We start from the raw sequence: 13,472 nt of genomic DNA, 5'->3' as shown, positions 1-13,472 counted from the left end.
TGTGCGAACAACCAACCACACTCTCAGGGAAACAGAGGTATCGTGGTTCTTTCTGCAGGGTTTATAATATGGCAAGATACCAGTAGAGGGAGTGATGGGATGTATTCCGATCTGCAACTGACGGAGGACCGCCCTGTATATATACAAGTCAAAGATTATATGAAGCGATTAATGCTCAAAGGCGGCCTGCAAGCCAAACAAAAGCTGCCCTCGACCCGTGAACTCAGTACACTCATGAAGGTTAGTCGCAGCACGGTCCTGCTCGCTTATGCCGAGCTTGAAGATGAAGGTCTGATTTATGCAGTCAAAGGCAAGGGCAATTACGTCAGTGCCTCCATCGAAACACCTGAGGCAGCAGCGAACTGGGAACTGGACTGGACGACAGAGGTAAGCGAGTATGCAATTCAGGCAGAGCAGTACGATCTGATGAAGCATGGCTCCGGAGCGGAGCGCGGCGAGATATCGTTTACCAGCATAGCACCGGATGAAAAGCTGTTCGATCTGCACAACGTGAAACGGGCTTTTCTGGATCGCATGTCACTTGAAGGCGAAGTACTGCTGAATTACGGATATGCGCAAGGATACAGACCGCTGATGAACTATTTACTACGTTATATGGAGAACAAAGGTGTCGACCTCCGTGGCAAGGACATTCTGATCACCAACGGATTCACGGAAGGTTTCGATCTGGTGCTTGGAGCGTTGCGCAAAAAAAGCGGAAAAGCGCTCTGCGAGAATCCAACGCACCACACGGCGATCAAAAATCTGAAGCTGCACCAGTTCCACCTGACCGGTGTGAATATGGAGCCGGATGGCCTGGACTTGAAGCAACTGGAACATGAACTTGAGGCAAGTCCATATGATCTGGCATATCTCGTGCCCTCCTATCACAATCCAACTGGGATTGTGACGTCCCCTGCGAAACGGGTAGAGATCATCCGGTTGATGAACAAGTATCAGGTACCCATCATTGAGGACGGATTCAACGAAGAATTGCGCTATTCCGGTTCGCATGTCTCTCCCCTGATCGCCAGTATGGGCAAAGGCAATGGACTGGTGTATCTGGGCAGCTTCTCCAAAGTCCTGTTCCCAGGTCTGCGGGTAGGTTGGATTATTGCGGATGCGGCGCTGATTGATTATCTGGAGAGTATGAAACGGGCACGCAGCATCCATACCTCCACGCTGGACCAATCGTTATTGTATCAATATCTGAGCAACGGTAATTTCGAGAAATATTTGAAGCGAGCCCGCACGGAGTATAAGCGAAAATATGAATTGGTTGTGCGTTGCCTGAAGCAGCATCTGCCAATGTGCAGGATTTCCGGTGCGGGTGGTCTGCATCTGTTCGTGCAGTTCCCGTCCGAATACAGAACCCGTGAACTGCTGGCGGCCTGTAAAGTGAAAGGTGTAACGTTCACACCAGGGGATACCTTTTATCTGGAACCCGGTCAGGGTGTAAACACGATGCGTCTGGGTTTCTCCAGAGTCAGCGATGACAATATACGTAAAGGCATTCGCATCATTGGCGAGACAGCAGCTCAAATGAGATAAGGAGGATTTCACATGAAAGTTGGCGTGATTATGGGCGGTACATCTTCAGAGCGGGATATTTCACTGCTCACCGGACAGGAGATGATTGCGAATCTGAATAGAGACAATTACGAGGTTGTGCCCATTGAGCTGAATACCAAGCGCGATCTAATCGACAAGTCAGCGGGGATCGATGTGGCACTGCTTGCCCTGCATGGCAAATACGGCGAAGACGGTACGGTCCAAGGCACACTGGAATCTCTGGGTATTCCCTACACAGGCTGTGGTGTGCTGGCAAGCAGTGTATGCATGGATAAAGACATGTCCAAACAGCTCATGCAACATGCAGGTGTACTTACTGGAGAATGGCTGCGGGTGAGCCATATGAAGGAACTATCCTCTATTGCTGTTCAACAATTAACGTACCCCGTGGTGGTCAAACCCAATTCAGGCGGTTCCAGCATTGGAACCCAAGTGGTGAAGGAAGCTTCCGCCCTGCCAGCTGCTGTGGAGGCTGCCCTCGCCTGGGATGATACGGTCATGATTGAACAGTATATCGAAGGTGAGGAGATTACCTGTGCCATTCTGGATGGTAAGATGCTGCCGGTGATCTCCATACGTTCGAACGCCGAGTTTTTCGATTATTCTTCCAAATACGATGACCACGGAGCCGATGAGCAGGTTGTGCAATTGCCTGTGGACCTTCACCATCGCGTCGAAGCCGCGGCCTTGGCCTGTTATCAGGTGCTCAAATGTAGCGTCTACGCTCGCGTGGATATGATGATTCGGGAAGGCATGCCGTATGTGCTTGAAGTGAACACGCTGCCGGGTCTTACCCGTAACAGTCTGCTGCCCAAAAGTGCAGCCGCTGCAGGCATTTCTTTTGCAGAGCTGCTGGATACCATTATTGAACTTTCGTTGAAGGAAAGACCCAAGGAGGATACAACATTATGAGCCTCGATGTAACGATTAGACATAGCTCCCCTACCGATCTGCAAGATATGGTCATTCTGATGGACCAACTTGGTTATCCCACCACGTACGCCGAGATGGAAGAGCGCTACACCCACATCTCTGCCGACGCAAACTTTACCACATTGGTTGCTGAAGCACGCGGACGCGTAGTTGGACTGATCGGATTACAGACGTCTTATCTATATGAAAAGAACGGAAGACACTGCCGCATCTTGGCATTGGTTGTACACGACCAGTTCAGGGGCTCAGGCATCGGCCGTCAGCTCATTCTTGAAGCTGAGCAATGGGCAGCCACGCATAACGTGGATTCCTTGTCTCTGAACAGTGGCAATCGCCCAGAACGTGAAGCTGCACATGAATTCTATCGTCAGATGGGCTTTACAGCCGGGAGTACCGGGTTTAGCAAAAAGCCGCAGATTCTACAGCACACTTAATCTGAGGATGATACGTTATCTGGAGGATATGAAAAAGAACGCCCCCCGCACAATGGCCGGAAAAGGGCGTTCTTTGTTATATCTATGTCGCTTCGATATATGCTTTGATTATGGGATCAATATTTGGCTGACTGTGCACCATCGATTGGAATAATAGCTCCATTAATAAATGGTGCTTCGCCGGACAGTAAGAAGGCAACGAGGCGCCTTTCAGGACTTCATAGCCTCATAGGCTGCAAGTAATTTCTCTACTTCTACTCCATTAATCTTCATCCCGGTCACTTGACACTGTTCCAACTGAACCCCAGATAGATCACAATCGATAAAACGACTTCCCCCAAGATCACAATGCGCCCAATGCATGGGTACACGGTCATATCCAAGATGTGTGTCCTGGAATTGAACGCCATCCAAAGCACAGAATTCAATCTTGCTATCGGTTAGGCGTAAATCAGCCAGCAATATATTGGTCATATTTAGATTGGTAAATTTGCTTCCACTCAGGTTGCAGTCAGTAATCCGACTATTGGTCAGATTACTGGTGCTGTAACGAACCGAGTCCAGATTAGCTTGAACATATTCAACCACCTTTGACTCACCCGAGTGCTTGGATAATGTCTCATCACATGTTGGATCAAAAGGATCAATTGACATGTTTTTCTCATATCCAAACTCATCCTCAGATGCATAGATACGAACATATCCCATTTTTTCGTAAAAATGATGATTATCCAGCTGCCGACCTGAGGTCTCCAGCTTCCAGGTTTCAATCTGCGGAAATTCAGCCTCAATAAGCCTCATGACTTGAGTTCCCACGCCACGGCCCTGGCATACGGGATCAATATAGATCTTATCGATCCTGGCATGTTTTCGTCCAAGCACGTTAACACTCACTCCGCCAATAGCGCATCCATCTGATTCTACAACATAATAATCCCATTCACGGATCACGTAACGATGCATGCGAACTGACGAATAATCAGGCGGGCATAGATTGTTATCGATATCCTTCTCATTATCCGCCCAGACTTTTATGACATGATCAAAAGCACGAGTGCAAATCTCTGTAAGTACAACAGCATCTTCCTGCTGTGCTCGTCGTAAGCGTATTTCAGAATGTATCTGCTTGGGTTGCACTGGTTCGGACTTTACTTTGAGCAGTTCAAAATAATCGTAGCACTCCTTGTCCATAAGCATTCTGCGAGAGATATAACGAAAACCCGCATGCTCCAGAACTTTGCGTGACGGCTGATTGAAGGGCTTCACAATGCCCACAATTCGATCCAGCAAGGTATGCTCAAATAAATATGCTGTTAGGGCTCGAGCTGCCTCTGTAATGTATCCTTTATTCCGGTAATCCCGGGAGATAGCGTAGGCCACTTCACGGTCAGCACGATCCAGCAGGTCATTTGGAAATACGCCACACCAACCAATGATACGCTGATCTTTATTGTGTACAACGGCAAGCAGGATACGTATATCTTCCGGGTTGAACTGTTCATAACTGCCAACGACAAATTGTAAAAATTCGCGCAACTGCTCCTCGGTCATCTTCCAATCTGGCAGGACATCTGTAATTTCAGGTTGTTGGGTTAATGCATACACGGCAGCCTGATCTTCAAGCTTAAATGGACGCAACGTAACGGAGTTTGAATGGATGAATAATTGACTTTTCATATACAACACCTCTGGGGATTTATTTAGGATGAAACGACAAAGAGGAGCACCTCCAATAGAGGCACTCCCCGATCCGTTTCATCATTTCAGAAACGCCGAAGCTCCTCGTAATGGGTCAAAAGGACACACGTATCCCGTTCATGGTCTAACGGAATTTTTGCGGTGTTCTTTTCACGATCATTACGAGAAATCTGGCATACTCTGAAATCCCCTCTCATACTAAGGCTTACTTACAACGTCTCACTTAAGGACGATCAATGTAAATCCAGCCTGTTTCTTGTTCCTTATCTACAGTAGCTCCAAGGGATTCAGCCATAAAGCGCAGCGGCACATACGTCTTGCCGTCCTTGCCTACATAGGCGGATTCCACCATAGTTACTTCTTTACCAGCAACGGTTGCCTTCTTGGAACCTACGGTCAGGACAATCTCATCACCAGTGATGTCGTCAATGACAACGATTTGGTTCGAGCCTTTGGTCCATTTCACTTCAGCATCCAATTCTTCAGACACGTAGCGAAGCGGAACAAATGTTGTATTCTTCACAGTGATCGCCCCAGCGTATTCATCATCCGGGAAGAGCACTACACTTTTACTCGTGATCCCAGCTTCATCTTTCAGCAATTGATATGCTAGTGAATTGGAATCAAAATTGCGCAGCATCTGTCCAGGCGTAATATCATCCTTCATCAGATCCATAACGCCACCCGATACATCCACTTCATCAACTGCAACCGTTCCACCGATATTCCACTGTTCACTATCTCCACTTACCGTTACAGAGTTCACCGGCAGATCCTCAGAAGCAGGCAGCGCTACTTTCAGTTCAAAGTTTTGCTTGCGAATATCCAGCTTGCTGTCGAGATAAAAGTCCAATTTCAGTTTGGTTTCTGTGCCAAATACCGTTTTGAATTCAGGAGTCTCATTCAACAGGTTGTTCAGCTCCTGATCATAATTGACCAGCATACTGTCCAGTCCTACTTTGATGATGGCATACAGAGACGCAACGGCTTCATCTTTCGATTCAGGAACGATCGAATTCAGCGTGTCGTCTCCCCCACCTTCTACCTCATTCACAGCTTCCAGTACAGGGTAGAACACATCGTACAGATCTCCAATCAGGTCTTTCAGTCCTTGCTCATCCTTCGAAATACTCGTCAGGAACGGTTTAACCATGGCAAGCATCTCTTCACCACTAACTTCCAGATGCAGCTTGGAGAGGCTAAGTGCTTCGCCATTCACGGATTCCTGTACCGGTGTTACGGAGATGTTCTTCGGATTGGACAGATGCTTCAGGACAAAAGAGAACAGTTTCGGGGAAATTTCCTCGAGTTGTTTCTCCAGAGCCTTCGTATCTACCATCGGAAGCGCTTGTGCATCCTGGAACGTATCCAGAGACATGTACAGCGGTTTCTGGGCTCCGTCCAGATCAATGACCAATTGGGACTCATTCATGGACACGTGGAAAGGTAACTTCGTTCCCTCCATGCTCAGTGTACCTTTGATCGATGCTGTCTTCGCATCTTTCATTTTGGCTTGATCAATATCCAGGGATATGGAGTCAATAAGTTCGATCATTTCAAGGTCTTTTTCTGTAGCAAATTCCTTAGCCGGTTCTATGTTTATATTCATGGATTGTCTGGATTCACCGGACTTGATACTCGCGCCATTGGCCATTGCTTTGCCAACGTCTACTCCACCCACAGCCTGACATCCTGTAAGAACAACCATTAAAAGTACTAGTGGCACTGCCATCCATTGGACTAACTTCCGATTCGTAATATGAACTCCTCCTTAGAAAAATATGGTTCATTTCTATTATGAAGGTATAGGTAATTCTTGTAAACGGATACGCAAAAAATAAACCAAAAGGCCGGAGCATGTCCGACCTCTGGTCTATCTATATTTCAGCATATCGTATGTTTCGATAAAACATCCTGCTTCATTGTGCAATGCTGGGAGTTATTCTTGCTCCTGATCTTCTGCGAGTTTCTCATCCGTTTCTTCATCTTCCGCAGTTGCGGGAGTCTCGAATTGATCCGGCTCGTCCTCTTGAATCGCTTTGTTCTCTTCGTTCTGATCCTGTGTCATATCGCATTCCCTCTCTTCTACCGGATTGTCATGTATCAAGGCCTGAGCCTTGTGTCTATCAATAACCCGAATAGGCATAGTTCAAACCTGCCTCAGTGTCGGCATGACATTTTCCATCCTAACTTTAGTGCTCATTTAGAAAACATAAAAGATGATCCCGTTCCCACTTGCAGCCGTGGCCTGAAACAAGGTCTGGATATCATCCACGGTCTGAACGATCTCCTGAAATGTCTCTTCCGCATCCCAATCTTCCATGACAGGATAGACACCCTTCCTATGTATTTACTTCTCTTGTTCCCCATTAACCGTGCATGTTGGATCAGAATCCGGGTAATCCCTATCAAGGAGGGAGTATAAATGAAAAAATTTGATTACAGTCTCAATTATGATGAATTGGATCTGCGCAAACATCCTGAGCTGTACACCGTAGGCCGGGGAGAGCAGGGTGTGCTGATGGTAGAGCCGTACAAAGGTGAGATTCTGCCACACTGGCGCTTCAAAACACCCGAGATTGCGACAGAGTCATCGGAGAGGATCTATGAACTATTTTTGGAGTATAAGAAAAAGGGAGATTTCGTGGGTATGGATATGGCTCGTAAATTTCTCCAGATGGGCTATACACGGGCCAGACGGTATACGAATCACAAAGGAGGACGCAAATACTCGAAGGAGGATGGCACAATCCTGCCCTATCAGAATGATAAGGTGAAGGCAGAAGCCGCGGCTATATTCAAAGCACAATGGGAGATTGCGAAGACGGATCCAGACTATGTGAAGATGAAGAAGGAGCATCGGGAAAAGTACGAGTCTGATGAGGCGTAGGAAAACGGGGGAACCGTAATATTACTCACCGATTGGATCTGTCATCTACTCGTTGACTTGTGGAAACATTTGTATCAGAATCTAACTTATTACTTTGTAATACCTATTTAATGAAATTGAAGAAAAGAGGCAATCGAAATATGACAGATCCCATCATTCATTTGAGCACCGGCCAAAATACCACTATCAATGAATCGGGCCAGATTCACGTAACGATTCAAAGTACTTCAGCACCTTCTGCTCTGGATGCAAGCTGTTTTATGGTCAACGAAAGGGGACAAGTTCCCTCTGACGATTATTTTGTATTTTATAATCAGAATGTTGATCCCCACCACAGCGTTCTTCTCCAACATGCCGAGGACCTCAAGTCATCCTTCGTGCTGAATACCAGCAAATTACGACAGGCTCCTGTAGAAAAATGCGTTTTTACCGCTACGCTTGACTCAAGAGGTACTTTTGCAGATGTTCAGAAATGCCAAGCAATTGTAAGAGCAGGTTCACAACAAATTACATACGAGATTACGCAAGCTACTTCTGAAACAGCACTCATTTTTATTGAAATTTATAAGCATCGTGACGGATTCAAGGTTCGCGCCATCGGACGCGGTTTCTTTGGAGGGCTGCAACCCCTTGCTGAGTCGTTTGGAGTTGAAATTGAGAGTCCGAGCGAAGCCAAGTCTGAAATTGCCGCGTCTACAGAGTCCAAAGTACCAACAGCCGAGCCGGTGAAACGCCCTAGTCCTGCAAAAAAGAAAAAACCTAAACCACTGAAATTGACCAAAATAGATCTGCTTAAACGTAAAGTCACATTATCTCTAGAAAAGAAAAAAGTTGATCCTTTACAGGCACGTGTAGCCGTTGTATTTGATGCATCAGGCTCAATGTTCGATTTATACCGCAAAGGCATAGTGCAAGAAGCCTTTGAACGTATATTGGCCGTTGCGGCAGCGTTTGACGACAATGGCGAGTTGGATGTCTGGTTCTTTGCCGATGATTTTATGCGTGCGCCAAGTGTAACAGCCAAGGATTACAAGGATTACATTGTTCGCACGTATGTTCTTGGACGTAGGGGCTTCGGAAACAATGAACCCAAGGTAATGGAAGATGTTATTCGTAAGTATACGGAGGAGGAGCCCAATGAAAATATCCCAACTTACATTATCTTTTTTAGCGATGGAGGTGTGGATAAAGAACGCAAAATTACACAGCTTATTACCGAAAGCTCTCACAAAAACCTGTTCTGGCAGTTTGTTGGCCTGGGACGGTCCTATTATGGAGTGTTAGAGAAGTTGGATGACATGCCTGGACGCTTCATAGATAACGCCGACTTTTTTGCCTTGGACGATTTCTCCAAGATTAGTGATGAAGAGCTATATGATCGGCTTCTGAATGAATTTCCAGGCTGGATTAAAGAAGCACGAGCCAAAGGTATTCTGACCTAAAACTTCCGATTACATAATCCATGATATCAAATTGAACCAACTCTCAATTCATTAAAAGACGTTGCCAGTGAATACCTCGCTGGCAGCGTTTTTCTTTTTACTACCACTTTAGGAATTATTCACCCCACATCATTACTCAGGCTTTCGCCTTTACTGCTTTACCACCCTTGGAACGTGGACGGAGCATACTTCCTACAATTCGCAACATCAACTTGCGTGGCACGAGGCGGGTGAACTGCGCTGTCCAGTAATTACCGGCCCCCGGCACAGCATAAGGTTTGCCTGACTCCAGTGCCCTCATGGCTACGGCCACGACATGCTCAGGTGTATCACGTTTGCCCACGGAGGCTTCATCAGCGCCCACCACATCAAAGAACGAAGTCTCGGTTGAGCCTGGGCATAGTGCCAAAAACTGAACGCCCCGCTTTCTGTTTTCTTCGTACAATGCCTCTGTAAAAGAAAGTACAAATGCCTTCGTTGCGCCATACACAGCCATATACGGATCAGGTTGAAAGGCAGCCGTCGAAGACACATTAATGACAGCACCATTTCGCTTCTGTAACATGCCTGGCAAGAAAAGATGCGTCATGTTCGTCAAGGCGAGCACGTTCAACATAATCTCTTCCTGCTGCCGGGAACCATCCACCTGTTCAAAACATCCATGGGTAGCGAATCCCGCATTGTTGATCAGCATATCGATGTGTATTCCCCGATTCTTGCATTCTTCATATACGTTCTGAGGTGCCTCTACTTCGGAAAGATCCGATACGATCACCTCAGCCCTTACTTGATATGTGCGTTCTATTCGTTCTGCCAATTGATTCAGTTTGGACTCTGTTCTGGCCACCAGCACGATATTTTTACCCTTGGAAGCCATTTCGAGTGCAAAAATTTCCCCAATACCTGAAGAAGCACCTGTAATAAGTACCCATTGATGCTGTTCCTTTATCATCTCTCATCCATCCTCTATGCATAATTTGAACGCTTGTTTTCATAAGGAAACACTGTTTCTGTATAGAATCATCGTAACCAGAATCCATGAAGCTGTCAAATGCATTTGTTAAATTTGAATCTAGAACGGGGTGCTTACTTACTAAATTCGGATTAAATTGACGTTATCCGGCGTAAAACAGTAGAATGACCATAAGAAAAGGAAACATAGTTTCTGTTCAACAACAATACGGTTACGAGGATGAAATCAATGAAGGATCTTAATTCGGGTTCCACGGAATCTGCACATACGGTAACAACCTTTCAGGAAGCCAGACTGCAGCACTCGGATAATCTGCGGCAAAATATTGTGCATGCTGCTGCTGCTTTACTGCAAGAGCATGGACCAGAAGCCGTCACGGTACGCCGTGTAGCTGAACGTATGGAGTGCTCCACCAAAATCATATATAATCTCTTTGGCAAAAAAGAAGGGTTAGCCAAACATCTGTATTTAGAGGGATGTTCCCTTATGGCCCAGCGTTTTGAAGCTATGCCCCGACAGGCATCGTTCGAACAATATTTCCGTGATCTAGCCCACGTCTACTGGGACTTCGGCATTTCTCAATCCAGCTTCTATCAGCTGATGTTTGGAGGGTCTTTTTCCGAATTCAAACCAGATGGAGAGACCTTACAGGGAACAGCAACTGCACTGAAACAAGTGTCTGCCTTGGTTGAGGTAGCGATTGAACAGGGAATGCTTCAGGTGCAAGATCCCCTGCTTGCGGTTCGGATGATCTGGGCTCCCTTACACGGTGTTATTCATCTGTATTTGGGAGGCCATATTGAGAGCGAAGAAGCTGCCAAAACCCTTTATGATCATACGTTGTCGATGGTTATACACTCCCTTGTGAGTACATCTGCGAATGGATAAGCATTACATCTGTGGTGTTTTAGATACTTTTAGAAGATAAACGAAAAAGGAGCAGCCCCATTGGCATAATACGCCTAGGGCATGCTCCTTTATTGGGTTGACTTTATCTAGTTCCGTAACGGTTTCAGTCGATTAACGTGCCTCTTCGTTCTCAGCTTCCCAACGTGCAATTTCTTTACGCACGATTGGAGCGACTTCTTTACCAAGCAGTTCGATCGCTCTCATAACCTCGTTGTGCGGCATTGTACCGAGGGGGGTGTGCAACATGAAGCGTGTAATCCCAACTTCTTTGCGTAGGTAAATAATTTTCTGAGCTACGGTATCCACATCACCTACATACAATGCACCTTCCAGGCTGCGCGCCGCATCAAATGTCGCTCGGCTGTAGTGTCCCCAGCCACGTTCACGGCCCAGTATGTTCATGACCGCTTGCGCTGGCGGGAAGAATTTCTCCACGGCTTCGTCTGTTGTATCGGCAATGAAGCCGTGAGAGTGAGAAGCAACGGTCAGCTTGGAAGCATCATGTCCTGCATGTGCAGCTGCTTTCTTGTACAGTTCCACCAGTGGTGCGAATTGCACCGGACGACCACCGATAATGGCAAGCACCAGTGGCAAACCGAGCAGTCCTGCACGAACTACCGATTCCTGATTACCACCACTGCCAATCCATACCGGAAGTTTTTCCTGTACAGGGCGCGGGTAGATGCCCAGATTGTTAAAGGAAGGGCGGTGTTTGCCTTCCCAAGTTACTTTTTCCGAATCACGCAGCTTGAGCAACAAATCCAGTTTCTCGTCAAATAACTCATCGTAGTCGTTCAGATCATAGCCGAACAGTGGGAACGATTCGATAAATGATCCCCGCCCTGCCATAATCTCTGCACGCCCATTCGAAATGCCGTCCAGTGTCGCAAAATCTTGATAGACCCGTACCGGATCATGCGATGACAGCACGGTTACCGCACTCGTCAAGCGAATATTCTTGGTTTGTGAAGCTGCGGCCGCCAGAATGACAGCTGGTGATGAAGCAGCGTAGTCAGCACGATGATGTTCCCCCACGCCGTATACATCCAGACCCACCTGATCTGCCAAAACAATCTCTTCAACAACATCGCGTATGCGCTGCGCATGACTGATAAGTTCTCCTGTTTTTACATCCGGGTTTGTCTCCACAAATGTACTAATTCCGATTTCCATTGTCTGTTCCTCCCTGGTATGAAGCGATCCGTTGTTTATCTAACCTATTGTAAGTAGATCACCTTTTGTTATATATCTTAATATTGAACTATTTTGATGAAAAACACAAGTACCCTCTGTTTCCAGAGGGCACATTTATGTTTATTTCTTCCTCCCGATGTACAGCAGATGAGACGAGATTCCCAATATGGAAGGGTCTTTGGCGGCTTCAATCATATATTGCATGAGTTCATCATACTCGCCACGCTCTTTCCAGTATTGCTGTTGCTCGTCCGTAAGCATCGCTCTAAGGCTGGATGAACCAATTAAATCAACGGTTTCAAATCCATGTTGCTCCATGAAGGGTGTAACGTCCTGAATATTAAAATAGTATGCTCCCGTAAATCGTCCTTGATCCTGATGATCGAATATACCCTTTTCCACAAAAGAACGGATGGCTGCCATGTTATCATTCGGCTTCCAATGCTGCGGGGATTGCAGCGAATTGATACTCATGCGCATTCGGCTTTGCATGGCTACAAACACCACGCCCCCTCGCTTAGTCACACGGTACAGCTCCCGTACAGCAGCCGTGCGCTCTTCGTCTGTCTGCAGATGGTATAACGGCCCCAGCATGAGGGACGCATCGTACGTCTCGTCAGCCATACCGGAGAGCGAAGTCGCATCGAGAACATGGAATCCATCGAATTGCTGTGTCAAACCAAACTCCTGAGCCTTTTGCCGTGCAGTATCCACGGAGGAAGGTGTCAGATCCGATAAAGTGACCTTGTACCCCAGCTTCGCAAGCTCCATGACATACTTTCCTGGTCCTGCGCCATTATCCAGAATACAACCAGTAGCGGGGAGATGTTCCCTGATGTAATGCATGTTAATGATGAATTCAATTGGTTCCCGCTCCAGTCTGCCCCACTCATCAAACCCGGAATAATATTCAATAATATGATCTCTCTTCAACGCTCTGACACCTGCCTTTTCTTATATGTAGACTACTCATCCATGTTCAAAAAAATTAAATTCCAACCAGTATATATCTACTAAATATTTCCTGTCAAACAAAAAAACGTTCAATTCCCATTGAATGCGGAACTGAACGTTTCTCAATCTTATATCTTTTTCACAAACTCCGACTTCAGCTTCATCGCACCCAAGCTGTCGATCTTGCAATCAATATCATGATCCCCATCAATCAGGCGGATATTCTTCACCTTCGTGCCCTGTTTGACCACAAGCGAGCTACCTTTTACCTTTAGATCTTTAATGACGGTAACCGTATCGCCATCACTTAGCACATTTCCGTTGGCATCGCGGATTACTTTTGCATCCTCTGCGTTATCATTGTCTGCTTCCAAAGACCATTCATGCGCACACTCCGGGCAAACCAACAGGTTACCATCTTCGTACGTGTACTCTGAATTACATTTGGGGCAGTTAGGCAAATTAGACATATG

Annotated in this window: 14 protein-coding genes; 6 read left to right on the top strand and 8 right to left on the bottom strand. The window is 46.5% G+C overall.

Annotated features, from left to right (window positions below; translation table 11 throughout):
• Window positions 1-99: 99 nt before the first annotated feature.
• From D829_RS0124690 to D829_RS0124680, 3 genes are read left to right on the top strand one after another with little or no spacing between them, the layout of a single operon-like run.
• Window positions 100-1,551 carry a PLP-dependent aminotransferase family protein gene (locus tag D829_RS0124690; protein ID WP_017691589.1) on the top strand — a complete coding sequence of 484 codons (1,452 nt, stop codon included), beginning with the start codon at window positions 100-102 and terminating at the stop codon, window positions 1,549-1,551.
• Between the two features lie 12 nt (window positions 1,552-1,563).
• On the top strand, window positions 1,564-2,484 hold the full coding sequence (locus tag D829_RS0124685; RefSeq protein ID WP_017691588.1) for a D-alanine--D-alanine ligase: 921 nt from the start codon (window positions 1,564-1,566) through the stop codon (window positions 2,482-2,484).
• Entirely contained in the window at window positions 2,481-2,939 is a 459-nt protein-coding gene (locus tag D829_RS0124680) for a GNAT family N-acetyltransferase (RefSeq protein WP_017691587.1), read from the top strand. Before D829_RS0124685 ends, D829_RS0124680 begins: the two co-directional genes overlap by 4 nt.
• Before the next feature lie 210 nt (window positions 2,940-3,149).
• Here the strand turns inward: D829_RS0124680 and D829_RS32660 are convergent, their stop codons facing one another.
• From D829_RS32660 to D829_RS33535, 4 genes are all read right to left on the bottom strand, one after another.
• Window positions 3,150-4,616, bottom strand: coding sequence for a GNAT family N-acetyltransferase (locus D829_RS32660; RefSeq protein WP_017691586.1), 1,467 nt, complete (start codon window positions 4,614-4,616; stop codon window positions 3,150-3,152).
• Between the two features lie 244 nt (window positions 4,617-4,860).
• A complete protein-coding gene (locus tag D829_RS0124670) occupies window positions 4,861-6,369 on the bottom strand; it encodes a copper amine oxidase N-terminal domain-containing protein (RefSeq protein WP_017691585.1) in 1,509 nt (502 codons plus the stop codon).
• A gap of 207 nt (window positions 6,370-6,576) precedes the next feature.
• Entirely contained in the window at window positions 6,577-6,705 is a 129-nt protein-coding gene (locus D829_RS34320; RefSeq protein WP_017691584.1) for a hypothetical protein, read from the bottom strand.
• Window positions 6,706-6,840: 135 nt separating this feature from the next.
• Entirely contained in the window at window positions 6,841-6,987 is a 147-nt protein-coding gene (locus tag D829_RS33535) for a DUF1877 family protein (RefSeq protein ID WP_277422765.1), read from the bottom strand.
• Window positions 6,988-7,062: 75 nt separating this feature from the next.
• Between D829_RS33535 and D829_RS0124655 the strand changes: the two genes are divergently transcribed.
• A complete protein-coding gene (locus D829_RS0124655; RefSeq protein ID WP_017691582.1) occupies window positions 7,063-7,527 on the top strand; it encodes a DUF4385 domain-containing protein in 465 nt (154 codons plus the stop codon).
• A gap of 110 nt (window positions 7,528-7,637) precedes the next feature.
• Window positions 7,638-8,969 (top strand): VWA domain-containing protein, encoded by a 1,332-nt coding sequence (locus D829_RS0124650; protein WP_241230816.1) that lies wholly within the window; start codon window positions 7,638-7,640, stop codon window positions 8,967-8,969.
• Between the two features lie 136 nt (window positions 8,970-9,105).
• On the opposite strand, the gene D829_RS0124645 is transcribed toward D829_RS0124650, so the two are convergent.
• Complete coding sequence (locus tag D829_RS0124645) at window positions 9,106-9,921, bottom strand: SDR family oxidoreductase (RefSeq protein ID WP_017691580.1); 816 nt, start codon at window positions 9,919-9,921, stop codon at window positions 9,106-9,108.
• Between the two features lie 249 nt (window positions 9,922-10,170).
• Here D829_RS0124645 and D829_RS0124640 point away from each other — a divergent pair, with 249 nt between their 5' ends.
• Window positions 10,171-10,830: a TetR/AcrR family transcriptional regulator gene (locus D829_RS0124640; protein WP_017691579.1), complete on the top strand. Its 660-nt coding sequence runs from the start codon at window positions 10,171-10,173 to the stop codon at window positions 10,828-10,830.
• A gap of 132 nt (window positions 10,831-10,962) precedes the next feature.
• Here the strand turns inward: D829_RS0124640 and D829_RS0124635 are convergent, their stop codons facing one another.
• The 3 genes from D829_RS0124635 to D829_RS0124625 all read right to left on the bottom strand — a co-directional run bounded on the left by D829_RS0124635 (window position 10,963) and on the right by D829_RS0124625 (window position 13,469).
• The gene (locus tag D829_RS0124635) at window positions 10,963-12,024 is read right to left on the bottom strand and encodes an LLM class flavin-dependent oxidoreductase (RefSeq protein WP_017691578.1); all 1,062 of its coding nucleotides are present in this window, start codon (window positions 12,022-12,024) and stop codon (window positions 10,963-10,965) included.
• Window positions 12,025-12,165: 141 nt separating this feature from the next.
• The gene (locus D829_RS0124630) at window positions 12,166-12,978 is read right to left on the bottom strand and encodes a class I SAM-dependent methyltransferase (protein ID WP_017691577.1); all 813 of its coding nucleotides are present in this window, start codon (window positions 12,976-12,978) and stop codon (window positions 12,166-12,168) included.
• 149 nt (window positions 12,979-13,127) lie between these two features.
• The gene (locus tag D829_RS0124625; RefSeq protein WP_017691576.1) at window positions 13,128-13,469 is read right to left on the bottom strand and encodes a zinc ribbon domain-containing protein YjdM; all 342 of its coding nucleotides are present in this window, start codon (window positions 13,467-13,469) and stop codon (window positions 13,128-13,130) included.
• Window positions 13,470-13,472: the final 3 nt, after the last annotated feature.

The sequence above is a fragment of the Paenibacillus sp. PAMC 26794 genome (genome assembly GCF_000316035.1).
In the GTDB taxonomy this organism is placed as follows: Bacteria; Bacillota; Bacilli; order Paenibacillales; family Paenibacillaceae; genus Paenibacillus.
Note: the sequence above shows the minus strand (reverse complement) of the source record. Positions and strands in the feature narration are given on the sequence as shown.